The sequence below is a fragment of the Haloplanus litoreus genome (assembly GCF_045690335.1).
GTDB lineage: Archaea > Halobacteriota > Halobacteria > Halobacteriales > Haloferacaceae > Haloplanus > Haloplanus litoreus.
Genome location: NZ_CP147874.1, coordinates 1,463,502 through 1,490,256 on the forward strand (window position 1 = coordinate 1,463,502; position 26,755 = coordinate 1,490,256).

Below are 26,755 nucleotides of genomic sequence, written 5' to 3' on the forward strand. Positions count from 1 at the left end.
AGGAGCTCTAGTGCGGGAGAACGGGCAGAATCATGATAACTACCGGAGCAGCGATTAGATATCCAAGTACACTCATTTGTGTGTTTGACTGGTCCGTTCGGGAGCGATTTACCGATCTCGTCACACAGACCACTATCTTCTCTTTCACCAAAAACTAACCGTTTAATAAGTATTTATGGAGGGAGCTTTCCTCTATGCGTGAATATTCGTGCTTGAAGGTGATCTCACAACTAAATATATGATTAGCAAGGCCGACGGCGAACGAGCCGGTTCGACCAGTATTCGGACGTACGTCCACCATACTACCAGGAAAATGCAGGTGAGATCCAGTATCTCTAGGAAAGTCAGTTCCAACCGCCAGTCTGACACCGTCTACCGCAACATCGCATCGACGTACTCACTCGCCGTTTGCCGGGCTGTTTCGAGTGATTCGAGATCGTCTAACACCACTGCCCGTGTCCGGCCCCCGTCGACGATAGTCATCAGTGAGCGAGTTATATGATCGGCATCGACGTCATTGAACACGCCTTCGTCGATCCCGTGATTGACGACTGCTTTGAGCATATACCGGATATACTCGTCGTTCTGCTCGAAGCGCTTACTGAACGCGTCCTTGTACGGAGCCTGACTCCGCATTTCCAACAGTGCAACCGAGAGATCGGGGTTCTCCTGGGGCTTGACGAGAAGTTCATCGAGCAGCAATTCCAATCGCTCCTCCGGATCGGTCGTCTCAACGTCGTGTATCGAATCGACGAATCGTTCTAGGAGATAATCGAGAAAGGCCGCGAGGAGTTCATCCTTCGTGTCGTAATAGTAGTGTACTGCAGCCGTGGATTTTCCGTATTCGTCCGCAATCCGCTGTATCGTGAGATCGGCGTACCCGTGTTTGCGAAGGGCCTGGTACGTTGCCTCCATGATCGCCTCGTCAGGTCCCGAGAAGGTCCGGTCCGTTGGTTCGGCCATTAGAAATTGGTTTGACCTATGGTTGGATAACGATTGTGACTCACGCGACGAACCCAGAGGGATAACTGATTGATTAGTTAGTGCGAATTCCGGAGAAAGTCCCTAACAACAACATGTGATGGACTAACGTTCCTCTCGAAGGCTTTTTGACTAATTAGTTAGTAAGTTAGTGTAGCAGCCACGATGATACAGCCACTGAAATTCTTGAGGCGACGTACTGGGCGCTCTGCCAGCACGGGTACGCCGACCTCACTCTCGAAGACATCGCGGACGAGGCAGACCGGAGTAAGGCATCCATTCATTACTACTACGACACCAAAGAGAACCTCTTCATCGAATTTCTCAAAGTTCTGTACGAACGATACACTGCGCGGCTTCCGTCCGCCGACGGGGGGACACCGCGTGAACAACTCTATGCGCTCCTCGAGACGGTCCTCACTGACGAGGAAGCCGCGCCCGGTCAAGAGATCCGAATCGCCCTACTCGAAGTGAAGGCGCAAGCGCCGTACAGCGACGCCATCCAGACGCAACTCTCCAACTTCGATGAGATACTCTTCGAACGGCTACGAGACGTCATCGCAGCTGGCGTCGAGAGCGACGACTTCGACACAACGGTAGAACCGGCCCCCGCTGCTGACTTCCTCGTGACGGCCATCACGGGTGCCCATACGCGGCGAGTCGCCATGGAGTATTCATATGAGCAGCTGTACGAGGCGATTACGCGGTACGCCGAGAGAGATCTGCTCGCACCCGAACAATCGGAGGTGGCCCACTAATGGAGGTTCGAAGTCGCATTTCCTCCCTGTTCAAGGGCCCTGAAGAGTTCGACCTGACATCGGGTAGTATCGGGAAGCCTCTGTTTTTCCTGTCGATGCCGATCGTCGTAACGAACCTCTTCCAGACCGCCTACAACCTCGCGGACACGTTCTGGCTCGGCCAGTATAGCACAGACGCACTGGCGGCGATCAGCTTTGCGTTCCCGATGGTGTTCCTGCTCATCTCACTCGGGATGGGTATCTCCGTCGCTGGCAGCGTGCTCGTCGCCCAGTTTACTGGTGCGAACGAGGACCGCGAAGCCGAGTACGCCGCCTCGCAAACGGTAACATTCGCCATTATTGTGTCAGTGATTCTCGGCATCGTGGGCTACTTCGGCGTCGATACGTTTCTCGCCCTGTTGGGTGCGTCGCAGGACGTTCTGCCGATGGCGACTAGCTACATGGAAGTCATCTCGCTGGGCCTGCTGTTCATGTTCGGCTTCTTCGTCTTCGTCGCGCTCATGCGAGGGTACGGCGATACGATCACGCCGATGCTTGTCATGTTCGGCTCGGTTGTGCTCAACATCATCATCGATCCGTTTCTCATCTTCGGGTGGACAGTCGTCGAAAACGCACCGCTCGTCGGCACGCTCTCCTTTCCTGAACTGGGGATCCAGGGTGCTGCCATCGCGACCGTGTTCTCGCGTGCCCTTGCCCTCTTCGTCGGGCTTGCGATCATGTTTCGGGGGAACCGTGGAGTCCAGATCCATCTCCGGGACATGGTGCCGGATCTCTCGTACCTCCGGCGGCTTGTCCGCATCGGCCTGCCAGCATCGATCGAGGGTACGGGGCGGGCGCTGTCGATGAACCTGCTGTTGGTCATCGTTGCGCTCTTTCCGGACACGGTGGTCGCCGCCTACGGGATCGGGACGCGCGTGTTCTCGGTTATCTTCCTGCCGGCTATCGCCGTCGCTCGCGGTGTGGAAACGATGACTGGCCAGAACATGGGGGCCGACAAACCGGACCGGGCAGAACACGCAGCGAACCTCGCAGCGACGGTGCTGTTCGGCGTGCTGACTGTCGCGGGCATCCTCGTCTGGGTGACCGCTGAACCGATCGCCGATCTGTTCACGACGAACCCCGAGGTCGTCGGGATCACCGCCCAGTTCATCCGGTACGTTGCGCTGACTTTCGGGTTCATCGGCATCACGCGGGCCTACACGGGGAGTTTCCGAGGTGCCGGTAAGACGCTCACTGCCGCGGCCATCTCCGTGTTGATGCTCGGTGTCATCCGCTTCCCGATTGCGTGGGTCGCTGCCGATCCGCTCGGGGAACCCGGCATCTGGCTGTCGTTCGCCATCTCGAACGTTACTGGAGCGCTCATCGCTTACGCGTGGTACCGCCGGGGAACGTGGCACGAGAGTGACCTGACCGAAGCAAGAGTCGATCTCAACGAAACGAGCGTTGAGGCAGCTGGTTCCGACTGATTCGGATCCGATCCATCCGTCGCAGATCGACCGTCGGCTAAAGTAGGTGCCCAGCGACGCAGACGAAGTCGGACTCTCTCGTCCGCGAAATACTGTACTAACTCCCCGGTAGGTGGTACCTAACTCCCCGGTAGGTGGTACGGGCGGTTAGTGGTGGACGTACACGACTCACGGTCCAATCGGTGGGGTTCCGATCCCATCCTTCCGGCTGTCGCGGCGATCGAACGCTAACTGAAGCTTGTAGCTGTGTATTATCCACCGAGATTTAATATACGATATTTTACTATTCATAGAATATGTTCGATATCAATTTTATTTTATAGTAATGAATCCGGAATTGACACCGTTCTTCGTTTGGGGACGATCGATAACTCACATAGAAATATAGACAAGAAATCCGATATTATTGTGTCAATATAGGGATCTATTGGGGATAATTCACTGAATATCTTTATTATTGTTAGAATACTGTGATGGGTCTTTCGCTCGTTCAGAATTGACGCTATCTTGTAGCCAATTAGCCGCTATTACTTACTCTCCCGTCGTATGAACTGATCTTCACCTACTATCGAGACGGATCGATCATGATGTCTCCGTGAGCTTCGCCTGATTCCACTTTCCTACTACCATCGGTTAATTTACTATTATTTTATATTTATATTTTCATGTATTCAAAATTTGTTGCCTGAGAGCTATATTCACACTCCTATACGAGGGATTCGTACTATACCGAGGCGGCCGAATGATATCACAGACATCCAGAATAGGTTTGTCACGTCCGCTAACTAACTCGATCGACTCCCGTAACGCGTATATGTGAGTCTCCAATTCATCAGGTATGACTGATACAGCATTCGATCCAAACGAACGTTACAAAGTTGGAAAAATCATTTCGAAGTACGACCTACAGGAATTCCACGCGGAACTACCGGATCGTTGGCTCGGAGAAGGACGTGACGCACAGAGCTTACGCGACCTAGCTGATGAACTCAACGTTGCCATTCTTCGAAAAGCAATGGAATCTGCCAACCTCGAACCTCTAGATGGTGAGGTAGAAAATACGTATCGGCTACTAACTGAAGAGGAAGTTAGTTCAGGAATGCGGACCGCCAAGCGGAACCAGCTCGAACGTGAGGGCATTGACGTTGAATCAGTGGAGGATGACTTCGTTACGCACCAAGCAATATACACATATCTGACGGACGTTCTAGATGTTTCGAAACAGGACCAAGAGAATCGGGATCCTATCGAAAAACATTCTGAACGAATTAATCGACTTCGCAGCCGCACCGAGGCCGTAGCTAATAATTCAATTGATTCACTGGTAGCCGATGGCGATCTTGAGGTCGTCGATCCAGAAATCTCAGTGAATATTCAAGTGTACTGCCACCAGTGCAATAGACAGTATCCACTTTCGTCTCTACTGGCACAGAGGGGGTGTGACTGCACGAACTAGGCTCGCTGACTCATGGTTGTAATTTCATTCATAATGGACAAAATTTTAGAACGTGGGTGCCTACGTGTCCTTAATGGGATCAATTGAGCAAACAACACCGATCAAGCTCACAGCGGAGAATATTGGTGGCATCAAACGGACTTCCGTGCAATTCGATCCGGGCGTAACGTTACTCGTCGGCCGGAACGCAACTCACCGAACCTCGTTCCTACAAGCTATTATGGCTGCTCTCGGAAGTGAACAATCCTCGCTCAAGGGCGACGCAGATGAAGGCTCGGTACGGTTAGAGCTCGGCGACAACGTTTACACGCGGACACTCACGCGACAGAATGGAAACGTCCATTTCGGTGGGGAACCCTTCCTTGACGACCCGGAACTTGCAGATCTCTTCGCATTTCTCTTGGAGTCGAACGAGGCACGACGAACGGTCGCTCTCGAAGGTGACCTCCGCGAAATCATCATGGGTCCTGTCGACACGGCGGCAATACAAGCGAATATAAAGTCGAAGAAGGCCGAGCAACGAGACGTAGAGAAGCAGATCGAAGAACTACAGAACCTGAAATCGAAGCTTCCCAGCCTCGAAAAAAAACGGACACGACTCGAGTCCGACATCGAAGACACCCAATTGGACCTCGACGAAAAACGGGATATTCTCGATTCAAAGGCTACTGAAGCGGCCGAAGCGCGCGAACAGCGCTCCGCACTCGACGACAAGATGGAGGAACTCCGGCAGAAGGAGTCCGAACTCGATCGAGCCGAATTCCAGCTCGAAACTCAGCAGAAGAGCCTCGAAACACTCGAAGAGGAGCGTGAATCACTCGAAGCCAAGCAGGCCGAATTCGGTGGTGACGACCACGTCGATCTTGAAACGATCGAGTCGGATCTCCGGTCGCTTCGGAACCGTAAACAGGCGCTCAACAGTGAAATAAGCAAGCTCCAGAACGTTATCCAGTTCAACGAAGAGATGCTGGAAGGTGCGAGCGAGGATATCGCTGTTGCCCTCCGCGATGAATCACGTTCGACGGAGAGTGACGTCACCGACCAACTTCTCGATTCGGAGGAGACAGTGGTCTGCTGGACGTGCGGTACGGAGGTAAAGAGGGAGGCCATTGAGGACACGCTTGATCAGCTCCGAGAACTCCGACAGTCGAAATACAGCGAACAGAACGGCATCAAATCGCGGATTGACGAACTCAAATCTCGCCGAGATAGTATCCAATCCAACCGCGAGGAACGAGAGCGTGTCGAGGAACGCCTTGGCGAGGTTCGCGCCGAGATAGACGAGCGAAAGACGCGAATAGAAGATCTTGAGAGCGAACGTGAAGAGCTGACTAGCGAGGTCGACGCCCTGAACGCGGAAATCGAGGAACTCGAACGGGAGAACCAGTCGGAGGTTCTGGAGGTCCACCGTGAAGTCAATCGACTTGAGGTCCAACTTGAGCGATTGGAGACTGAACGTACTAACGTTGAAGAAGAAATCGAAGACATTGAATCACGAGTCGACCGGATTGACGAACTAGAGGAACGGAAAAGCGAGATTCAACGAGAGTTAGCGGATCTTCGGACACGCGTGGAACAGGTCGAACAGCAGGCGGTCGATGAGTTCAACGATCATATGGACACCGTCCTCAACATTCTTGAGTACGCGAATATCGACCGTATCTGGGTTGAGCGCACAGAACGTGAGGTTCGTGAGGGACGCCGAAAGGTCACAAAGTCCGAGTTCACTCTACATGTTATCCGGAGTTCCGACGACGGGGTCACGTACGAGGACGAGTTCTCGCATCTGAGCGAGAGCGAACGCGAAGTAACGGGGCTGGTATTCGCGCTTGCAGGTTACCTTGTTCACGATGTCTACGAAAAAGTACCGTTCATGCTTTTGGACTCACTAGAGGCAATTGACTCTGACCGGATCGCGAAACTCGTCGATTATTTCCACGAGTATGCAGACTACCTCGTAGTCGCGTTGCTTCCCGAAGACGCCCGCGCTCCCTCTGGCGACTACAACTACGTCAAGCAGATCAACTGACGTCCTCTTTCGGCATAATCGAAATTTGATCGCCCCACAAGAGAATTACAACCATATGTTTGTAATTCCTAGTGGGAGAGGGGAAATAAAAATAAGCGGGAATCACAGTCCAAATATCCTATCCAACAATCACATCTATTTTCAGATAGGTTGGAGCCGACTATAGGATTGTTCAGTCTGAAATCTGGTCTGGTTGGATTACATCTTGATAAGTAGTCGTTTTATAGCGTGATTTGTAGTGGGTATCAGGTCTCGGTTAGCAACGATTCAACGGCTTTGTCACACCGTGACCACGCTGCGGATAAAAAGCCTTGTTGAAATCCTCTTGCAGTCATGCGATCTCGTATTGCGACCGGTTTCGGCTATTCAGTCGAAAATAGACGGTAGAAGATTTCTGTCCACTATCTGTGGGATTTCGAAAACGCCAGTGTGGCGGAAAATAGCTCGTGATAAAATCAAACACACCCACATCCAGAAATATTGAACGCTGCCAGATTTTCCGAACCTCGACAGCAAACATATCCATTACAACTATATCCTTGTAAGTCTATTACTGCCTCGGGGGCCGTAACAGAGACTCGTTTCAACTCTTCGATAGCCAGTCAATAGCATCATTGCTCTTAATCGAGGAACCGATCCATGCTTCTATCTCGGCAGTGCAATCTCTTTCTGACATTTGAACCGATCTCCAGAGCGCTACCGACTCGTAGGCTCCTGCGCTTAGAACTGTACGAAATCCGGTTTTCTCCCCCGAGAATTATTCATTAATGTTGGACTCTCAGTAGTACTCGTATTCAAGTTCGATGACGTTAACCGTACTTTGAATCTCTTGAAGAAGGTCTTCGACCTTGTCGCCTTCACCGATCCGACTCTTCGGTCCCGAGATGGAGACAGCGGTCCGCAGTGGCGGATCGCTCACGTGTTTGACCGGTACTCCGATCGCCTTGATGCTCTCGTGGTGTTCCTCGTCTTCGATTGAATATCCCCGTTCTCGAATCCGCTCGATTTCTTCAAACAGGCGGTTAGGGTCGGTGATAGTGTGATCAGTAGCCGCGGGCAACCCCTCACGTTCGACGATTTCCTCGATCCTCTCGTCCGAACATTGAGCGAGTAGCGCTTTTCCCAGTGCAGTCCAGTGCATCGGTTTGAACTCGCCGGTCGGTGCGTTGTCGAAGAGACCTTCTGGAGGTTCCGCAGAGTAGAGTAGAACTCGCCAACCGTTCTCCTCAACGCCTAGATTCGCGACTTCGCCCGTCCTGTTCGAGAGCTCGTCGATCTGATGGCGGGCGGTTCGGAATATGTCGATCTGCTGCCTGATGTTGCCACCCAGTTCGAGAAAGCGAAGACTGAGCCGATACTTACCCTCCTTTTTAGTGAGGAATCCAATGTCGTGGAGAGTACTGAGATAGACGTGGACGGTGCTCTTTGGGAGTTCGAGTTCGTTGGCGAGTTCCGAAACGCCTGTCCACTCTTTCTCCCGGAGTGCGAGGATAATTTCGAAGGCGTTGTCGACCGCCTGTATGCGATTTCGTCCGGAATCCGACGGGGGATTTGAGGTCATATTCTGTCTATCCTGTTAACAGCACATATACTTTGTTTGACCCAGTCACGGAACGGATTGTTGTTCAAGATTATTGGACACCCTGATCGGATCTACTTTCGGTCACTCACACATGTAAAATCCGGTTGTTAGTTTATTCTTTGCTTATCTGCAGAAAATATACGATGTGCGTACAATTCGAACCCATGGGGTCAGCTATATCCACGCTCGAGGACCTCGGTTCTGGTGTCGAATCCCTGATGTCCGCGGATTCGGGTGTGTTCTGCTCCCGCCGGTCTGCTCGCATGCGTCGTCGCCCTCGGCTATATCTTCTTCCATACACGGGTTGATCTGTCCTATCCGGGATGTCCTCTGCGTCGCCGGCCGCCGTGGTCCTCGTCGGCTGGGACTCAGCGTCTGGAAGTGCGAGATGCATACCTTCCGGATCAGCGGCACGTTCGCCGCCTTCGGCCGCTTTGTCCTGATCCCGCGCGCTGGAACGCTGTCGCCCGGAACGGAGTCGGATCTCCTGTTGCCCACCGTCGCGCTCCGGTCCAGGACATCGCTTCCCGACGACTGCTTCGACTCGGTGTCGACGACGCTCGTCGGGAACAACGAAACGGTTCTCCACGCCACCGCGGAGATGGCCCACGACGCGAGGTTCACCCCACTCGTCCTCGGCGCGCGTTCCCAGTGACTCGCAACGGAGGTCGGCACCGCGTTCGCCGGGAGGCCCATTCTTGTGCCCCGACTGGTCGCTCGGTCGAGCCACCCGCAGTGCTCGTCGGCGGGGGCGAAACACCGTTCAGAGTACGAGAGACAGCACTGGCGGCCCCAACCAAGTGTTTGCGCTTCACAGGACGCTGGAGCTCGAGAGCGAGCGTGTCACACTGGCCAGCCTCGATACGGACGACACCGACGGCAAGTCCGACGCAGCCAGCGGCATCGTCGTTGCCAAGATGGTCGCAGAGCACCGTGGGCTCGGGAAGTGCTCGCGAACAACGGCGCGACGACTTACCTCGCGGATCGCTGCGGTGTCGTCCGGACGACCCTGACGAACACGAACGTCGCGGTCTCTACGTTGTGGTCGTGACCGAGACTGACGAGGAGAGGACCTGAATCCCCGACGAACCGGCGATGAAAACACTTATCGGCGACCACAGAAATGTCGGATCCAACGCGAGCGATACCACAGATGTCTACCATCACCAGCGTCGAAACCGGGCTGTACGGCATTCCCAACGAGGAAGCGCTCGAGGATGCGACCCAGACCTTCAACGAACTCGAACTCGTCACCGCTATCATCGAGACGTCCGAAGGAGCGACCGGGATCGGATTTACGTACACCATCGGTCGCGGCGGCCGTGCCACGAAACAGTTCCTCGACGACGTGCTTGTCCCCCACTTGGAGGGCACCGATGTCGCGCCCCGCCAAGTGTATCATGACCTACGCGCCGAGACGACGTTCGTCGGCCGCGAAGGGATCAGCGAATTCGCCATCGCCGCCGTCGACACGGCGCTGTGGGACGCCAAGGGGAAGGAGACCGGCCGGCCGCTGTACGACCTGCTCGGCGGCGCGCAGAAGCACGTCCCCGCCTACGAGACCAACGGCGGCTGGATCCAGTTCAGCAAGGACCGACTCCGCGAAAACGCCCGCCGAATCGGCGAGGAGGGATTCGCCGGCATGAAGATGAAGATCGGTCGCGGCCCCGTAGAGGACGCCGACCGCATCCGCGCCGTACGGGAGGAACTCCCCGACGACGTCGAACTCATGATCGACGCCAACTGCTCGTTCACCGTCGCGGAGGCCCGGCGCTTCGCAAACGAACTCGACGTCGGGATTACCTGGCTGGAGGAACCCCTCCAGAAGGGCGACTACGCCGCCTACGCCGACCTCCGGAAGAAGGTCGACGTCCCCATCGCGCTCGGTGAGAACGTCTACAACACCACTCAGTTCAAGCAGGTGTTGGCCGAGGGCGCCGCCGACTTCCTCCAGCCCGACGTCAGCCGCGTCGGTGGCATCACCCCCTGGATCACCGTCGCGGAGACGGCCGACCTGTGGAACACGCCGGTCTCGCCGCACTACGTCGAACCGGTGCACGTGCACTTAGTCGCGCCGTTCGACAACGTCCCCTACATCGAGCATCACTCGACCGTCCTCAACAAGGTCGTCGAGTCCCCGCTCGAACTCGAGGACGGCGGGTTCGTCCCGCCGTCGGACCCTGGCCTCGGAATCGCCTTCGACGGTCTGGCACAGTACGACAAGGAGTAGGTCGAAGGGTTAACTGCTCTATCTGTTCGAGTCGTCTCCAGACAGCATCGTGAGCCGGTGAAATCCTATCGCCTGTGAGAACGGTCGGATCCTCATTCATCGATCAGGAATCCCCGCTGGTTCTGGCACGTCCCAGTGAACCGGCCGCAGGCTGACGGCGAAACCGACGCCACAGGCTCGAATCGGGACTGAGTACCGACACACGGCAGGACGCGGAAAAAGAGAGGTCGGCTAGAGGAACATCCGCGGCAGCACCATCACCAGTTTCGGGAAGAACACGATGACGAGCAGGCTTAGGAACAGTGGGACGTAGAACGGTCCCATCGCCCTGACGATCTTTTCGACGCTCACGTCGGTGATCCGTTCGAGAACGAACAGGATGATCCCGAACGGCGGCGTGAGAAGCCCGATCATGAGGGTGAACACCATCACGATGCCGAAGTAGACGGGATCGATACCGGCGGCCTCGACGACCGGCAACAGGACCGGCACGAACACCGTCAGTGCGGCGATCGTCTCAAGCATCGTCCCGATCAGGAGCAACAGTCCGACCAGGATGAGTGTGATCACGAGCGGGTCCGAACTGAACCCGGTGACCGCGAGCGCAAATTGCTGAGGGATTCCGGCGACGATGAGCAGGTAGCCGTACAGGTTCGCGGTGGCGACGATCAACACGATCGCTGCGGTGTCGATGACCGTCGAACGGAGGATGTAGTACGTCTTTGCCAGGCTCAGACCTTCGTACCAGAAGTGGCCGATGAGCAACCCGTACAACGACGCCACGATGGCCGACTCGGTTGGCGTGAAGATGCCGAACATGATCCCACCGATGATGATGATCGGCGTGAGCAACGCCGGTGCGGCGGTCAGGAACGTCTCCACGAGCCGCGAGACGTTCCGGCTCTCGCCCCCGGGGTAGTTGTACCGGCGGGCGTAGAGAGCGACGATGACCATCAGGCTGAGGCCGATGAGTAGCCCCGGGACGATACCGGCGATAAACAGCTGGCCGATGGAGACGCCCGCGAGGATCCCGTAGATGATAAGCGGGAGACTCGGAGGAATGATCGGGCCGATAATCGACGACGATCCGGTGATCGCGACGCTAAAACCGTCGTCGTACCCCTCCGATTTCATCGACTTGTACTCGATAGTGCCGAGGCCCGCCGCGTCGGCGACGGCGACGCCCGTCATGCCCGAGAAGATCATGCTCGCGACGATGTTGACGTGCCCCGTCGCCGCGCGCACGTCGCCGACGATCGCTCTGGCGAAGTCGAACAGGGGTTCAGTCGCCCCGCCCTCGTTCAGTAGCCGGCCAGCCAGCATGAAGAACGGGATGGCCAGGAGCACGAAGCTGTTTATCCCGGAGAAGAACCGCGAGCCGATGACGGCGAAGTTCAGCGACGGCCCGATCGGGAGAACCATGATCGTCAGTGAGGAGAGCCCGAGCGCGTACGCGACCGGGATCCCGATCAGGAAGTAGACGAACAGCGTCGCGATGAACGCCCCTATGAGGAGCAGGTCACTCATCGATATCCTCCTTGGGATCGTCCCCGAACCCGAGGTCGACGACGAGCCACCGCAGCTCGTAGGCAGCCATACCGACGAACCCGACGACGAGTGCAGCGTACACGTGGCCGGTCGAGATATAGGGAACTGCCCCCGGTGAGACGTTCAGGTTGGCGAGGGTCGCTAGGTACGAGCCGTAGGCTGCGAAGGCCAAGAAGAGAAGTGCAGCGACGTGGACGACGAACCCGAAGGCCTTCTGCAGGCGTCCCGGAACGCGGTCGACGATGACCTCGATCCGGATGTGGTCGTTGTCTTTGGCCGCAATCAGTGACCCGAGCATCGTCGTGTAGATGAGTACGAAGCGCGCTGCTTCACCGGTCCAGGCGATGTTATACCCGAAGTACGGCGACGCGATAAAACGGACGAACACCTGGAGAGTTCCCAGAACGAGCAACAGGAGGAAGAGGCCGACCCCGATGTAATCGAGCAGGCGCGAGAGACGGGAATCCGGCCGCTTCGAGACGAACGTCACCTCGTCGGCGATCGAGTGTTCCTCGTCCTCAATTGTGCTCGGGGGCATCGTTGTATGGCTCGTGTGGCTGGCTCTCGGTTCCCGTCGCCATCATGCGTCCCGGATCTCTTCCCAGGACGCCGCGTACTTGTTCTCGAAGAGTTCCTTGACGGCGGGGAGACCGGCTTCGCGGAACGCCTCGGTGTCGACGTCGCGAACGATGGTCATGCCGTTCTCGCTGAGCTCTTCGATGAGGCTCTCTTCCTCGTCGATGGCTTTCTGGCTCGCCCACTCCGTCGCGTCGGCGGCGACGGTCTCGACGAGTTCCTCGTCGCTGTCCGAGAGCTCGCTGAGGAAGTTCTCGTTCACGTACATCCCACCGGTCTGGACCATGTGCGAGGTGAGACTGTAGTGGCTCTGGACCTCGGAGAGGCTGAAACTGGAGACCTGTTGGGCCGGACCCTCGGAGGCGTCGACGACCCCCTGTTGGAGCGCAGAGTAGAGTTCGTCGAGCGCGACGGGCGTCGGGCTCGGACCGATGTTCTCCCAAATTTTGACCCAGTCGTCGAGCTGCGGGAGACGGAGGTTCTGCCCTTGCACGTCGTCGGGAGACTTGACGGGCTTGTTCGACGTGTAATGTCGGATCCCACGGTAAATGAGGCCGAGGTTACGCTGGTTCCCCTCCTCGCTGATCTTCTCGAGGGCCGGCTGGAACGCGTCGCTCTCCCAGACGCGCTGGAAGTGCTCCCAGTCCTGGATAATAAACGGCGTGTCGACGAAGTAGTAGTTCGGTGCGTACATCGACACCGGAATACCACCGCCGACCTGTCCCTCGATGGAGTCGCTCTGGACGGCTTGGATGATGTCTTCCTCGGAGCCGAGAGAGCCACCGGGCGTGATCTGGACGGAGATGCGGCCGCTGGTCTCCTCTTCGATGTTCTCTTTGAACCGTTTGGCAGCGCGAACCAGGATGTGTTCCGGTTCGTAGGTACTACCAATGGTCATACTGTAGCTTTCTCCACCGCTTTCGCTGGTTCCGGTCGTCGTGCCGTCGCCACCGTCGCCGCCGTCGCCGCCGTCGCCGCCGCCGCTACATCCAGCAAGCCCGGCAACGCCCATCGCACCGAGTCCGGCGAGAATGCGGCGCCGGCTCGTCGTCTTCTCTGGTGATCCGTCGGTACCGATTGGTCGATCGTTAGATCGCATCACCTTGCTCCATCATAATAGATGTAAAAAAGCTCTTCGGAATCGGAGACCGACACGTCCGTCCGGGAGGCTACATGGCCTACCGTTTTCCAGCGGTCTCCGGATCCAGCAACCTACTCGAGAGTCAGTGGTACCGAGCGCCCGCCTACGCTCCGTGAGCGCGAGCCGAGTGTTTCGGAGGCCTCTCCGCGCCGGCGAGTGTCTCGTCTGCCGCTCAGCGGGGGCCGCACGTTTCGACAGACGTCAGCACCGAGACGGGGCGAAACGGGAGGACCGCTCACTCCTCGAAGGTAGCACTCAGGAACCCGTCGTCGACGGTGACGATCTCGCCGGTCGTATACGAGGCGGCATCGCTGGCGAGGTAGACGGCAGCGCCGGTCATCTCTTCCGGTTTCGCGAGCCGCTCATTCGTCGTCCGGGTCTTGATCGTCTCGTAACGCGGTTCACCCTCGGTGTAGGTACCCTTCGTCTGTTCCGTCACCACGAACCCCGGGCGGATAGCGTTGACACGGATCTCCGGACCGAATTCCTCGGCGGCTACGCGTGTGAAGGCGTCGATACCACCTTTCGCCGTGGAGTAGGCTGCGAGGTTGGGAATCGCCGAGACGGTCGACGCTGACGAGATGTTGAGAATCGATCCGCTGTCCATGCGCCTAGCGAACAGTTGCGTCGCCCGGAAGGTCCCGCGTAGCTGGACGTCGAAGACGTCGGTCCATTCCGTCTCGGTCGCGCCCTCGACGGTCGTCCTAGCGATGTAACTCGGTGAGTTGACGAGGATATCGACGTGGCCAAGCGACTCGAACGTCTCGTCGCGGAGTTGCTCGACCGAGTTTCGTTCGGTGACGTCACAGGTGATCTCGAGGGTCTCCGCGCCCCGCTCACGGAGCTCCTCGGCGGTTCGCTCCACCTTCTCGGGTGTGCGGGACGTTGCGACCACGTCGGCGCCTTCCTCCGCGAACCCGAGGGCGATGGCACGACCGATCCCGCTCGTCCCACCGATGACGACGGCGGTCTTCCCAGCGACTGTTACCGGATGATGAGAGTATTGTAACGGCACAAGCCGCCGGTTGGACGGGTAGCACATAACGTTTTCTCTACTACTCCGTCCACGTCTCACCGGAGCAGCGGGGCCCGTAGATCCGCCTCCACGGGAGTCCGGGCTACGAAGTATGGCCGACCGAACGGAAGGTCGGGTGGTTCTGACGCAAGGACTAAACACATGGGAAAACTCCCCTCGGATATGTGCGAGATACTACTCCCGATCAGTCGGGCCGAAGCAGGGGCCAGGCGACAGGCAGAGGTGATCATGGAGATGCCTATGGCGCCTGACGAGGTTTCAGTGACCATGCTACACGTCGACGAGACGCTCACATCCGAGGTCGGTGGGACGCTATCCCCGGCACAGACCGAGGAGATTCCGGATAGCGTCCGAGCCACCACAGACGTCTTGGAGGATGCCGGAATCAACGTCGACGCGGTCGTCGCGGAGGGAAACCTCGCAGACACCGTCCACTCCCTCGTGGACGAACGAGACGCCGACCACGTCGTCGTCGCCGGCCGGCGACGGTCACCGACGGGGAAAGCCCTGTTCGGAAGTGACGTACAGTCGATCATCCTCAACGCCACGGTCCCCGTCACGGTCACCCCGGACCCGGCCGAGACTTGACACGACGGGTGTCGTCGGGGCGAGAGCGACTGTTTGCAGTCCGGGGGCGACGCGATTCTGTCGTGAGCGGTCTCCCGCATCACACGACTGAATCCCGGAAGATCCACGCGTTTCCACACGTCTCGACGACATGCGCGTCATCAACGGCGCAGTGATCCTCGAAAAAAGTTGCCGCTCGCAAACAGTTCTGGGGGTGGATGTCGGCGCGCGACGCGGGCCGACGACGGGTCTCTCCTGAGAACGTGCCTCCACGTTCCATCGCCCCGATCTTTCCGCGGAGACGGTCGAACGTTGAGAGCGGTCAGAACCAGCGTGCTGACTGCCGTTTTCGTGACACTTCTCGTCGAAAACAGTCGACTCCGACTCCTTGCACTCTGTCCGCCTCTCGTCGCTGCTATCGTGACCAACGTGGAGACGGTCGCGGAAGCGCCGTGATCACGACGTGAGAAGAGTTCTACGGCATCCTACTTCCGCTTTCCAATCACGGGGCGGACGCTGAAGCCTGTCTGCCGGTTCTGGGACAAGACTGCCTGAGCCTCAGTCCTTCGGATCGACCAGTTCGACCGGGTGACGCGGCGCCGGTGCCAGCAGTGAGTCAAGTTGTTCCAGACAGGAGGTTCCGCTGGCGACGACGGCTCGTTCGTCGACTACGTCCCCGAACTGCTCGGCGAGCGTTTCACCGACGTCCATGCTGAGTTCGTAGAACTCCGTCTTGTACCCGAAGCTTCCCGCCATGCCGCAACACTCCACGTCCGAAGTCAGAACATCGTAGTCGAGTCGGTCGAGGACGGATTCGGTGTACGGTTCGAGGCCGAGTGTCCGTTGCTGGCAGTGGCTGTGGTAGGCGACGCCGTCGCCGTCACCGGGGGTCAGAACGGACTCGTCAGCGCCGTTCTCCAGCAGGCCGTAGACGTACTCGAACAGTTCGAAGCTGTTGTCCGATAGCGTCCGGTAGTGGTCGTCATCGACGAGACGTTCGTACTCCCGGTCGAACATCGCGAGGTCGCTGGGCTCGATAACAACGACATCGTACCCACGGTCGACGTACTGACCGAGCGTCTCGCAGACGGACTCAGCCTTCCGTTCGGCTGTCTCAATCATCCCCTGTGACAGCGGGGCGCGTCCGGAGCCGCCGACGTCCGGCACGACAACCTCACAGCCGAGGGCTTCGAGGACGCGGACCGCCGCCTTGCCGCGACTCGTTTGGACGTGGTTGGTGTACACGTCGGGATACAGTGCGACCCGCCGACGCGGATCGGTGACCGCGGCCTCCCGGTCGCTCGCCCAGTCGCGAAGCGTGGTCCGCTCGAAGGAGGGGAGGTCCCGCCGGGCGTCGATGCCGAGAAGCGACTCCATGGCGGTCCTGATCGGGCCAGCCGAGGCGATGGCGTTCGAGAAGGGTGCGGTGAGGCTCCCCAGTTTGGCGGCCGTCTCGAAATTTCCGAAGAAGCGCTTGCGTAGCGGTGTCCCCGCTGTCTCCTCGTCGGGCACGAGGCCTTCGACCAGCAAATCCTCGAATCCGGGATCTTTGCCCCGGTTGATGCGGTCTCGGACGACCGTGTTGATCCACGGGATGTCGATCTTCACCGGACAGGCGTTGACACACCGGGAACAGCCGGTGCAGAGATCGTTAAATTCGGCCGCGGTGTCGAGTCCCTCGATGCCAGCCTCCCAGCCGGTGGCGATACCACCGGTGTAGGTTTCGCCGCCAAAGGCGTGGCCGCCGACAGACTGGAAGTTGGCACAAGAGTTCGCACAGGCGCCACACCGGATGCAGTACAGCGTCTCCCGCAGGTCGTCGTCTGCGCGCATCTCGCGGCGGCCGTTGTCGACGAGGACGAGGTGGAACTCACGGTCGACATCGCTCCCGCCAAAACCGGGTTCGTCGGGAGCGCCGAAGTCGACCGGCGGCGTGTCGACGGGGGGTGTCAGGATCGATAGGTACTGCGGGATATGCTGTCCGGTCGCCGCTCGGGAAATGAGTTCCGCGAAGGGGTGGAGGTCGCCGACGCTCGGGATGATCTTCTCGAGGCCCGCTACCGCGACGTGCGTATCGGGGACCGACGCGCACTTCCGGGCGTTACCCTCGTTGGTGACGAGTGCGATGGAGCCGCTGTCGGCCAGCACGAAGTTCGCCCCCGTGATCCCGACGTCGGCGTCCTCGATCCGCTCGCCGAGGTAGTCCCGGGCGAACGCGGTCAACTTCCCGGCCGTGTCGAGCGGTTCGTCGGTGTCGAACTCGCGCTCGAACAACTCCGTGACGTCCTCGCGGGTCCGGTGGAGCGACGGCCCGACGATATGCGACGGGCCCTCCTCCGCGATCTGAACGACGAACTCGCCGAGGTCGGTCTCCCAGACGTCGACATCCGAGGCTTCGAGCGCCTCGTTCAGCTCGATCTCCTCGGTGGTCATGGACTTCGACTTCACGACACTCTCGGCGTCGTCCTCGTTCACGACGTCCCTGACGTACCGTCTCGCGTCGGCGGCGTCGTCGGCGACGTACACTGTCCCCCCGTTGTCCTCGACGGCGGCCGTCGTCCGCTCGACGAGTTCCGGCAGTCGCTCGATGGCGTCCTCCTTGATCTGCCGCGCCTCGGATCGGTACCGCTCGTGGGTCTCCGCACCCACCTCCTCGATCCGGTCGTAACGTTCCTCGTTGAGGTGTCGCGTGTTCTCCTTGATGCCGTCGCCCTCGGACCGCAGGAGTTCGCGGATGGCGTCGGCGTCGAGTTCGTCGGTCTTACTCATCGTCGGCGAGCACGAGGACGTGGACGTTTTCCGGGCCGTGCACGCCCTCGACGAGAGCGCCCATATCGCCGGTTGCGCTCGCACCGGTGGCGAGGATGAACGACCGCTCCCCGTCGTCGAACCGGTCGTTGAGCCAGTCGAAGGCGGCTTCGAGGTCAGGCCGTAGGTCACACTCCCGGACAACGACCACGTGGGTCTTGGGGTGAAGCGAGACGAGTTCGTCCCCCGCCGCTCGCGACTGGATGGCGACGGTCCCGAGCGACGCGACGCCGAGTCGCGCCGCGGTCACGCCGGTCTTGGCCTCGTGGAGCTGTGCAGGCGTCGGGTTCAGCGTCACGGGCGCATCCTCGAGATCCACGGAATCGAACGGGAGCGCGGCCCCGACCGCGGGTCGGTCGACGACGTCCGTGAGCGTCGAGGCGAACGTCTCGGGCGTGGTCACCGTCGATTCGGTGTCGGACCGTGAGAGTGACTGCTGGAACTCCGCTACGGTACTCATACACTGGCCAAAGACGAGGAATCGAATAAAGCTATATGTTCCAGAAGGGTGTTCACCTCAGTCTGAATGAGGCCGTAGTCAAGAAATCTGTCGGGTATTCGACGAATGCTCGACTACCTAGTGGAGAAGGCACGCCAGCAGCGAATGCTTTCCCACGAGGGCACTCCGACGGAGCGGCGTGTGCTCGCGGCCATTCTGTATCATGCTGGCCTCTCGTAACGGAAATAGAATCGGTCGCTGATCTGCAGTATGAGGTAATCAGATGGTGGTTCCGTCGGCTGAAAACCTCTTTGAGTCCGACTGCCGAGATCGTGAGCAGGTCGCCGTCGATTTCGATCTCTATCCCGTTGGCGGCGAGCGGTACTACGTCTGGGCGGCAGTCGATTATGAAATGTCATAGATCATAACTTTCAACAGCCCACCGGTCGGTTGAGACTTGACACGTTGCTCTTACCCAGAGACATCCTCAAATGGTACCGCGGTCGGCCCCGACGTCAAGGCGATGATGCAGGCTCTCGAAACGGGGGTGACTCCGATGCGGTCGCGCGAGTACTCTCGGGCGGTTCGACCTATCTGAAGCGAATCCTTGACAGGGAGTCGACTGCGTAATAGTGCTGATTGAGACGGTGGCTCAGGCCGAAGGGGTGATGGACGCGACCAAGTCTCCGCCGGAGAAGAGTCGCGGCATCGGGGCGGCTCGCACCTAGTCCTACGGCGCCGGCATGACCGAGTACGCCGGCTCGGCCGATGAGTGACTGCCCGGATCGTCCAGATCGGGAATAGCGGGCCGTCGACAACGCCGCTGAGGCGGCGAACAAACCGGTCAGGACGCTCGCCATCAGCGAGGTCGACACTGAGTACTACGAGGGGCTTAGATTCGACTGGCAGATAGTCGGCGTTGACATCCTCTCGCTCCGCGAGCGGACGAGAGACGTGCTTGACAACGCGGATCTCGCGGGCGAGTGACGACGAGGAGGCCCAGCCCAGACTGAACGGAACCGGGACGTCGCTCGACTGGCCGTCTCAGATTGGCTTGTTGGTCTGGATGTACTCGCTGAGCGCCTCGGCGCCGTTCTCGCGGCCGTGGCCACCGTGCTTGTAGTCATCGAACGGCATCTTGAGGGAGACGGCTTGGCCGTCGCCCCAGACAATCCGATCTTGATGCGCTCAATCGGTCGATTGACCTATCGCATGTCTTCAGTCTAGGCTCCCCGTCAGCGGTGCTGTTCAGAGTAGTTGATTCCATGCGACGGCGAACGATCGAAGCCACTCGTTTGCAGTTTCTGCTTCGTCGTTGCTAAAACAATTCGAGAAACTGGTAGTTCTGCGTTTTACCTCACGAAAGATACGTTCGACGCTGTTCCGATTTCCGTGACGTTCGTATCTGAAATCGAGGCCGTGGCGACGGCAGGCGTCGTTCAGTGGTGTCACGCCATCGACGAGCAACACGGCGTCGTCAACGTCGTGTTTCTCGCGTAATTCACGAAAGAACGAGTAAGCGATAACGTTCATTTTCGTCGGTTCACACGTTGTATAGGGTAATTCGCTCGTCTCTGGATCGACCGCGGCGTACAGCCAATACTGCTCGTCGTTGAGTCGGATCACCGTTTCGTCAACCGCAACGTGACCCGGACTTCGATCCTCTTCGGGCTGTAAATCGGCTTTGTGGACCCAGTTGTGGACGGTGGAGCGTGCCCGTTCAACACCGAATACCTCAAGAATAGAGACAGTATTCGAAAGTGATAGTCCAGCAAGATGGAGCTGAATACTGAGCTTCATAAACAGCCGCGGTGTTGCCTCTCGTTCCACAAAACCCCTAACTCGATTCGGTCGACACAACCGATGAGGCTAGCGTTTTCGGGCATAGATCACTCAGAAAACGCTACGCCTCACCTTTCAATCCCTATCCGAACACGAGGAAGGTTGTGATCAAAACTCTAAATTGGCTCTGTTGAAATCCTCTTCTTCAGAGATGCTTTGTCTGAAACAGCTGGTCACTGAAGGATACGTATTGAGTGCCGGACATCTTATCAGGGATAGCGTGTGTTCGAGAGATTTCACAGCAGAGAGGGTTCGAGTATTATATAACGAGACTGCGCGGACGTGGTCCGGATCAATCTAACGCCGTTCGCCGATGCCCTTTCTCAATGGCCCTACCCCGACAAATCTGGCGTTTCATCGACTCACCCGTTAGCTTCACCCTCAACAGAGAGTTCGAATTCGAGTTGTCCGTCAAGGACATGTGTTCGGTCGATTAGCCCCGGTTCCACGAGTTCGATGGTGCTCTCAACGATGAGTTGACGGGCCGACTCCGGCCATTGGGTGACCGGAAGATCCATGAATACGGTCTCGTCGGCGATTTCACCGAACTGGTGGACTTCGACGACTGCAGCAGTCCCCTCTCGGAACAGTGACACGGACGGATGAGGTTTGTGGTCACCCATAAATGGGCCTTGGATCGAGATCTGTGGGGGGGTGCCGTCACCCCCCAGTGCTACAAACCGCTGTGTGAGCGATTGCAGTTCGGTATCTTCAGGGTGCGAAATCGACGTATGGAAATGGTTCGGTGAGGGGGTAAACCTGGGGTCAACGCCCACGGTAGCGAGATTAGTGCCATCTTCGCTAAATTCGAGATATTTTCCATCATCTCGGGGATTGTCATCGGTCTTCACCGTCGGATCCGTGTGTTCGGTTTGTGATTCAACAGCACTACAACCCGCAGCGGTGATGGAGGCAGCAGTCAGGGCGGACGCGAGGAATGCGCGACGGCGCATAGGTAACGACTTCGCTGGTGGAATCAAAAACGTTAACAAACTTGTACCGCACCCGAGCTTGCGCACACCCTTATGAGCTACAAACCTCGCTAATCGCTACATCTCCTGTATTGAGCGATCCGTGACAGCTCCGTACGGAGCGACTGAGGGCGAGAAAATATCAACTACTGAGGATTTCAGCAGAGCCGCGAACTCAGGTCTGGCTCTGATAGAGAAGAACTAGGATGGCAACTCCGATGAAGAAGTCCGGGAGAAACACGAACGCTCCGATATTTGGGCGAGGGCGGAAACCTAAGACGTTGTGGACTACTGGATTTGACGCACCTGCGTATAGAAGCAGCGCAAGGCTTAGCACAAGCAGGCTTGCTGTGTACTTGTTCGGAAGATCGCGATAGAGTTGCACGTAGATGACTGCGAGTGCCACCAGCAACACGAGGTTCAGGGTTGTAAAGAAAACCTCCATCCGAATGAGCAGTTCAACCTGTGAGGACAGCGCCCTTGACGGAGGGCCATGAGATGGAATTGATGTGAAGAGTGCGACTAGGAGTGCGAGCCCACTCGCGACGGCCGCACTCGCTACTGTCGTTCCAAGTGGACTATCGATCCAGTTACGAATCATCATCAACTCCGGCCTGTTCCGCCACGTCTTCCATGATGTCAAGGTTGGTCATCATTCTGTCTGAGAGGAAGTACATCTGCCCGTAATTGTCACCTTCCGTGGTCACGATATTGCTCTCTTCGAGGACTTCGAGGGGTGCTGGACTGTTTTGTAGTTCAGACCCAGCTCATTCGACAATTGATTGGTGTTTCGCGGCTGGTCGTTGAGTGCGCGGAGGATACGAAGCCGATTGCGGCCTCCACGAGACCCACCAATGAGCCACCAGAGCAACTGCCGCATCTATCGAGTATTCGGTTGGTCGGTGCAAATACATTCTGTCTCTCTCCGAACGATACTACGCCCCCGAATTAGCCACGAATCCAAGAGATAATTCGATCGGCGATTTCACCGTTATTGTCGTCCTGCATCATGAGATGTGTATTTCCGGATATCCCTTCGTCCGGAAGGCTAAACAGCGTCGATGCGGGACTTGTCTCTCCTGTGAGCTCTGCAGTTGTCTGGGTCGCTTCCTTGCGACCAGTCTGTCCACGTTCATCGACATAATCGCCATACACACCCATAAACGGTGCATCACCACCCATCTCCGCCACAGTTTGCGGGTCAGTCGGTGCGCCGACCGGCTCGACTGCGACGATCCGTTCAACGAGGTCAGGCACAGTCTGTGCGACTGCGAATCCGGATCCACCACCTGCTGAATGGACAAGCAACACTGACGGACCAACACGATTGAGGAGTGCCTCTAGGGCGGCAGTCTCCTGAGGTGATGCGAACCGACTCCCACCGCTACCTCCGGTAGTCGACCCAGTCTGGGTTCCAGCTGTGGTCTCAGTGGAATCCGCAGGTGTGGAGTTCTGGTCGCCGCCACGTCCGCCCGTCTGGCGTCCACTTTGCCTCCCGCCACCTCCGCCACCGATGCTAACGTATGCGGGGAATGACGCAACGAGTTGGTCGACCGATTCGACCGGGTATCGAACGTCCTCGTACGGAGACCCCGCCTCGGGACCGAATCCCCATGTCGGCCATGCTCGATCGATAGACCATCGAGAGAGTGACGCAGAGTCAGAGTTCTGGAGGGCAGCAGTATCTAAGCCACCTGAACCGACGTTTCGAGGGGGATTGAATACATACACTGGATGGCCAGCTTCGGCGAAGTACTCCATCCAGCCGCGTCGACCGTCAGGTGTTGTCCGGTAAATATACGGCGACAACCCGAGACCGGGCACCATTACGACGGGTGACTTGTCGGTAGCCGTATTGGGTCGTGTATATACGATTTCAGCACGTCCATCGATAACCGTACTACTGCTTGTGTTTGCGTTGCCGACGTAGAAATTTCCGAACGTCGGAGAGTCGTTATTCCGTTGTTCGGATTGCGGAGTGTCTTCAGGAGAAGTCCGTGTATCTGTGTTCGATCCGCCATTGTCAGCTATGCTATTACACCCTGCGATAGTCGCAGCAATCGCGACTCCGGTTGCACGAAGAAACGCTTTCCGAGAGATACCCGCTGACATACAGATAGTACTGGCCATCGAACTGACTTAGTCGATTGCCGAAATCGGCCACAGGTTAGGCACAAATTCATCCCAGTTCATACAGACGCTGATATGAAGAAGACAGTAATTTAAGGTAAACACTGTGTCGCTCAGGGCGTATGCATTGAGAGCGCCGGTCTCAACTTCGATCTGGCGTGGGGAAGTTGAGACTACACCCGCTATGGAGTAGACGGCATGCATAGTCACCGATATTCCGAAATCGACTGGTACGGAACGTAGTACCCAATTTCATCGATCCACGTTGACAGCCACTCATCAGCGGTCGATTCATCGATCTTGCCAGCGTCAATAGCAGCCAACAGCACACCGACTGATCCGACAACGGTCACATCCTGTTCTTTCGCAAACGACCGGGCATCGCCGTCGTCGGTCAACAGTCGGCCGTCGTGCGCGTCCGCCAAGGCGAACGCTTGGGCCTCGCCGGCATCGAGATGGTCACTGACGACCGTCTCCCTGTTTGCGACCGTCTCCGAGACAGGTACGACTGGAATCCCGTCGTCGAGTTTATCGAGTGCGGATTGAAGATATGGATGATCATCAACACCGTTTTCGAGTTACTCGCGAACGACCGGCACTGTACAGATTCCAGAGAGCCCTGCAACCGCCCACAACTGGTCGATATACGCAAAATTCGAGAGAACAGTGGTGTTCAGGACGCTCGGTCAGCGTCGGCAGTGACAGTCGGAAGCGTGTCCGTTACCTCGAGAGTGGCCTGTTCGGTGTCGACTGATTCCCATGCAGCCTTCGCAGCAGTCTCGATCGAGACGTCGTCAGACGGATCCACAGCGGTGCGATCTCGCGTGATGGTGAGGACGTCACGGATGATCTGTTCCATCCGGTCGTGTGCGTTCGCTACGGCGTCGAAGTGCTCGTCATCTCCGGTCTCCTGTGCGGCCCGGAGGTGTGCCTTGGCGACGTCCAGTGGATTACGGAGATCATGACTGATCACACTGCTCACTTGGTCGACGGCGGGAACCTCTGCAACGTCGAGACACGCACTCAAATCTGTAAAACCGACGTAGCTGGTATCAGGGCCGGAAGAGATCGTCCGAGCGAAGAACGGACCTCCCTCACCGATCCCGTCGAGATAGATGCCGACACTGTCGCCACGACGGAGATGTGCTATTGGGTCCTCGCCATCAGTCGGGTTGACAACGCTAAATTGCTCGAAGATAGCTGCAACGGGCATCCCCGATGAGAGACAGTCGAAAACCGACTCGAAGGCCCCGTTGAGGACTGTGATACGAGGCTCGCCACCCTCTACAGCGTACGCGATGATCGGCTCCGGAAAGTCGTCAAACGTGATAGCCATGCGATTCTCGTCTGTCATCGATGGGTTACGCTCCGACACTGGTCCAGACAGTACTCACGCAGTCCGATGATCGCTGGCTGCACCGTCGACGGAGCTTCGTGACCATGGACATAGATCAATTCGCCTCCGAACACGTCACAACGGAGACCGACGCACCGTTCCAACTGGAGAACAGCTACACACTCGACGTCGCCGTCGATGGATCAGTACAGGCGAAAGCTGGGTCGATGATCGCGTTCACGGGTGACCTGTCGTTCACCGGAAAAGCATCCGGCGAGAATTAGACCCGTCCAGCAGTCCTTCCGCCGAGGACTACGGAAGAACAGCCCGCTGGGAACTGCGCGGAGTGCTTTTATCAGAAATGAACGACGCTGACTTGATTATGAACATACGGGATGTAGGGCACACTATTTGGGACCGTCCCCTCGGCCGCATGTTATTGCTCCTCGTTGGGGGAATTGTGATCGCTGTCACAGTGACGTGGTATCCGCCACTTCGGGACGTAGTTCAGTGGTTCCTCCCGTTGGGCCTCATTATCTGGGGAGGGTCCCGAGTCTACCGTTACGGAAGTGCGAGGAGAAAGCCCCACCCTTTAGCGTGGGGATGACCCTGACAATCAACTACACACTCTACCGATGATAGCACCGCCTGATATTCCAATAGATACTTAAGCCAACATGTCTAATTACATTTGTAATGGTCACGGTGACTGTCTCCGCGAAGTTCCACAATCCATCCCTCTCACGGCGGAAAGAGTGGCAACAGGGCACTCGCCTCTACCGTGACACCAAACAGTTCTGTATCGACGGGTGGGAGAACGGCGACTTCGGAAAGTCCGTGACCACAGCCAGCATCGACAACGACCTCTACTCGGCCATTCAGAACCAAGCCATTCGAGAGGCGAAATCCGACCACAACAAGGACGGAGAGGTTCGCTACCGAGAGAGTCAGCCGTTCGCCGTCAACAACCAGAACTGGGAACTCGACACGACCGAGAACGGCACGGTCGTCGTCGGTTTCCCGTGCGTCACCCAATGGTGGTATACACCTATCGAATTGTACGACGATATTGCCGACCCCGTAGACCGACTGGTCAAAGGTGACGCAAAGAAGACACGGCTTCAAGTGTACCGTCGCGGAGACGACTGGTACTGTACTTTCAACATCGAATACGACGCCGACACGTCGGGTGAGACGCCCATCGGTGTTGATATTGGTGAACGGCACATCCTCGCTGTGACCGCCTACGGTGAGGGTGAGTCGATGCTGGTGTCGGGTGGTGAGGCGAAGTACGTTCGGCGCAAATACCGTTCCCTACGCGATTCGCTATCAGAAGCGGGTGCGCTTCGCGCACGCAACCGTGTGGGTGACAAAGAACAGCGTCGAATCAAAGACCTGAATCACAAACTCTCCCGTCGTCTCATCACGTTCGCGGAACAGTTCGAGGCCCCCGTCATTCGGATGGAAGACCTCGAAGGCATCCGTGAGAACAGTTCGTGGTCAGGTATCCACTCGTGGCATTTCCACCAACTCCAGCAGTTCATCACGTACAAAGCCGAACGCGCTGGTATCCGCGTTGAAAAGGTCGATGCCTACCATACCAGCCAACGGTGTTCGGCGTGTGGTTCGATGGGGACCCGTGATGGTGACCACTTTTTGTGTTCGGAGTGCAACCGTGGACGCCACGCCGACCTGAACGCTTCGGAGAACATCGCACAACGGGAGGGATAACCATGCACGGCGTAACAGTTCGGCTGACGCGAACCGTGCTACCTCGCGGGCTGAAGAACCCGCCGTCGTTGACGCCCGCTGTATGCGGGGAGGAAGGCCCTTTTGACAGGGCTGTACGCGCTGGAACG

General features: G+C 57.6%; 22 protein-coding genes and 4 pseudogenes. 10 read left to right on the forward strand and 16 right to left on the reverse strand.

Features of this window, described 5'->3' with window-relative positions; all coding sequences use genetic code 11:
- Positions 1-7: 7 nt before the first annotated feature.
- Complete coding sequence (locus V8686_RS18455) at positions 8-148, reverse strand: DUF7535 family protein (RefSeq protein WP_458329468.1); 141 nt, start codon at positions 146-148, stop codon at positions 8-10.
- A gap of 224 nt (positions 149-372) precedes the next feature.
- Positions 373-963, reverse strand: coding sequence for a TetR/AcrR family transcriptional regulator (locus V8686_RS07880; protein WP_379703426.1), 591 nt, complete (start codon positions 961-963; stop codon positions 373-375).
- Between the two features lie 200 nt (positions 964-1,163).
- Here V8686_RS07880 and V8686_RS07885 point away from each other — a divergent pair, with 200 nt between their 5' ends.
- From V8686_RS07885 to V8686_RS07900, 4 genes are all read left to right on the forward strand, one after another.
- The gene (locus V8686_RS07885) at positions 1,164-1,739 is read left to right on the forward strand and encodes a TetR/AcrR family transcriptional regulator (protein ID WP_379706500.1); all 576 of its coding nucleotides are present in this window, start codon (positions 1,164-1,166) and stop codon (positions 1,737-1,739) included.
- A complete protein-coding gene (locus V8686_RS07890) occupies positions 1,739-3,205 on the forward strand; it encodes an MATE family efflux transporter (RefSeq protein ID WP_379703427.1) in 1,467 nt (488 codons plus the stop codon). Before V8686_RS07885 ends, V8686_RS07890 begins: the two co-directional genes overlap by 1 nt.
- An 838-nt stretch (positions 3,206-4,043) precedes the next feature.
- The gene (gene rdfA, locus V8686_RS07895) at positions 4,044-4,661 is read left to right on the forward strand and encodes a rod-determining factor RdfA (RefSeq protein WP_379703428.1); all 618 of its coding nucleotides are present in this window, start codon (positions 4,044-4,046) and stop codon (positions 4,659-4,661) included.
- A 73-nt stretch (positions 4,662-4,734) separates the two neighbouring features.
- The gene (locus V8686_RS07900) at positions 4,735-6,690 is read left to right on the forward strand and encodes an archaea-specific SMC-related protein (protein ID WP_379703429.1); all 1,956 of its coding nucleotides are present in this window, start codon (positions 4,735-4,737) and stop codon (positions 6,688-6,690) included.
- A 778-nt stretch (positions 6,691-7,468) separates the two neighbouring features.
- Here the strand turns inward: V8686_RS07900 and V8686_RS07905 are convergent.
- Positions 7,469-8,251 carry an IclR family transcriptional regulator gene (locus tag V8686_RS07905; RefSeq protein WP_379703430.1) on the reverse strand — a complete coding sequence of 261 codons (783 nt, stop codon included), beginning with the start codon at positions 8,249-8,251 and terminating at the stop codon, positions 7,469-7,471.
- Between the two features lie 409 nt (positions 8,252-8,660).
- On the opposite strand from V8686_RS07905, the gene V8686_RS07910 reads away from it, so the two are divergent.
- From V8686_RS07910 to V8686_RS07920, 3 genes are all read left to right on the forward strand, one after another.
- Positions 8,661-8,927 (forward strand): hypothetical protein, encoded by a 267-nt coding sequence (locus V8686_RS07910; protein WP_379703431.1) that lies wholly within the window; start codon positions 8,661-8,663, stop codon positions 8,925-8,927.
- 43 nt (positions 8,928-8,970) lie between these two features.
- Positions 8,971-9,285, forward strand: a complete 315-nt coding sequence (locus tag V8686_RS07915) for an MOFRL family protein (RefSeq protein WP_379703432.1) — start codon at positions 8,971-8,973, stop codon at positions 9,283-9,285.
- Between the two features lie 140 nt (positions 9,286-9,425).
- A complete protein-coding gene (locus V8686_RS07920; protein ID WP_379703433.1) occupies positions 9,426-10,502 on the forward strand; it encodes a mandelate racemase/muconate lactonizing enzyme family protein in 1,077 nt (358 codons plus the stop codon).
- 231 nt (positions 10,503-10,733) lie between these two features.
- Here V8686_RS07920 and V8686_RS07925 read toward each other — a convergent pair whose 3' ends face one another.
- The 4 genes from V8686_RS07925 to V8686_RS07940 all read right to left on the reverse strand — a co-directional run bounded on the left by V8686_RS07925 (position 10,734) and on the right by V8686_RS07940 (position 14,809).
- Positions 10,734-12,029: a TRAP transporter large permease gene (locus tag V8686_RS07925; protein WP_379703434.1), complete on the reverse strand. Its 1,296-nt coding sequence runs from the start codon at positions 12,027-12,029 to the stop codon at positions 10,734-10,736.
- Entirely contained in the window at positions 12,022-12,540 is a 519-nt protein-coding gene (locus V8686_RS07930; RefSeq protein WP_379703435.1) for a TRAP transporter small permease, read from the reverse strand. Before V8686_RS07930 ends, V8686_RS07925 begins: the two co-directional genes overlap by 8 nt.
- Before the next feature lie 90 nt (positions 12,541-12,630).
- Entirely contained in the window at positions 12,631-13,725 is a 1,095-nt protein-coding gene (locus V8686_RS07935; RefSeq protein WP_379703436.1) for a TRAP transporter substrate-binding protein, read from the reverse strand.
- Between the two features lie 277 nt (positions 13,726-14,002).
- Positions 14,003-14,809 carry an SDR family NAD(P)-dependent oxidoreductase gene (locus tag V8686_RS07940; RefSeq protein ID WP_379703437.1) on the reverse strand — a complete coding sequence of 269 codons (807 nt, stop codon included), beginning with the start codon at positions 14,807-14,809 and terminating at the stop codon, positions 14,003-14,005.
- Positions 14,810-15,064: 255 nt separating this feature from the next.
- Between V8686_RS07940 and V8686_RS07945 the strand changes: the two genes are divergently transcribed.
- On the forward strand, positions 15,065-15,391 hold the full coding sequence (locus tag V8686_RS07945) for a universal stress protein (protein WP_407344644.1): 327 nt from the start codon (positions 15,065-15,067) through the stop codon (positions 15,389-15,391).
- 537 nt (positions 15,392-15,928) lie between these two features.
- Here the strand turns inward: V8686_RS07945 and V8686_RS07950 are convergent.
- From V8686_RS07950 to V8686_RS07990, 9 genes and pseudogenes are all read right to left on the reverse strand, one after another.
- Positions 15,929-18,139 carry an LUD domain-containing protein gene (locus V8686_RS07950; RefSeq protein WP_379703439.1) on the reverse strand — a complete coding sequence of 737 codons (2,211 nt, stop codon included), beginning with the start codon at positions 18,137-18,139 and terminating at the stop codon, positions 15,929-15,931.
- The gene (locus V8686_RS07955) at positions 18,132-18,638 is read right to left on the reverse strand and encodes an LUD domain-containing protein (protein ID WP_379703440.1); all 507 of its coding nucleotides are present in this window, start codon (positions 18,636-18,638) and stop codon (positions 18,132-18,134) included. Before V8686_RS07955 ends, V8686_RS07950 begins: the two co-directional genes overlap by 8 nt.
- Before the next feature lie 1,227 nt (positions 18,639-19,865).
- Positions 19,866-20,503: pseudogene (locus tag V8686_RS07960) on the reverse strand (IS6 family transposase).
- A gap of 318 nt (positions 20,504-20,821) precedes the next feature.
- Positions 20,822-21,412: a hypothetical protein gene (locus tag V8686_RS07965; RefSeq protein ID WP_379703441.1), complete on the reverse strand. Its 591-nt coding sequence runs from the start codon at positions 21,410-21,412 to the stop codon at positions 20,822-20,824.
- A 193-nt stretch (positions 21,413-21,605) separates the two neighbouring features.
- Positions 21,606-22,034 carry a hypothetical protein gene (locus V8686_RS07970; protein WP_379703442.1) on the reverse strand — a complete coding sequence of 143 codons (429 nt, stop codon included), beginning with the start codon at positions 22,032-22,034 and terminating at the stop codon, positions 21,606-21,608.
- A pseudogene (locus V8686_RS07975) lies at positions 22,021-22,310 on the reverse strand (ArsR/SmtB family transcription factor). Before V8686_RS07975 ends, V8686_RS07970 begins: the two are co-directional and overlap by 14 nt.
- 68 nt (positions 22,311-22,378) lie before the next feature.
- Positions 22,379-22,687 carry an alpha/beta hydrolase family protein gene (locus V8686_RS07980; protein ID WP_379703443.1) on the reverse strand — a complete coding sequence of 103 codons (309 nt, stop codon included), beginning with the start codon at positions 22,685-22,687 and terminating at the stop codon, positions 22,379-22,381.
- A 1,079-nt stretch (positions 22,688-23,766) separates the two neighbouring features.
- Positions 23,767-24,237 (reverse strand): annotated as a pseudogene (locus V8686_RS07985) (twitching motility protein PilT).
- Positions 24,234-24,914 carry a sensor histidine kinase gene (locus V8686_RS07990; RefSeq protein ID WP_379703444.1) on the reverse strand — a complete coding sequence of 227 codons (681 nt, stop codon included), beginning with the start codon at positions 24,912-24,914 and terminating at the stop codon, positions 24,234-24,236. The pseudogene V8686_RS07985 and the gene V8686_RS07990 overlap by 4 nt, the downstream one beginning before the upstream one ends.
- Before the next feature lie 86 nt (positions 24,915-25,000).
- On the opposite strand from V8686_RS07990, the pseudogene V8686_RS07995 reads away from it, so the two are divergent.
- Positions 25,001-25,174: pseudogene (locus tag V8686_RS07995) on the forward strand (AIM24 family protein); the annotation flags it as partial.
- 418 nt (positions 25,175-25,592) lie between these two features.
- Positions 25,593-26,627: an RNA-guided endonuclease TnpB family protein gene (locus V8686_RS08000; protein ID WP_379703445.1), complete on the forward strand. Its 1,035-nt coding sequence runs from the start codon at positions 25,593-25,595 to the stop codon at positions 26,625-26,627.
- Positions 26,628-26,755 lie beyond the last annotated feature (128 nt).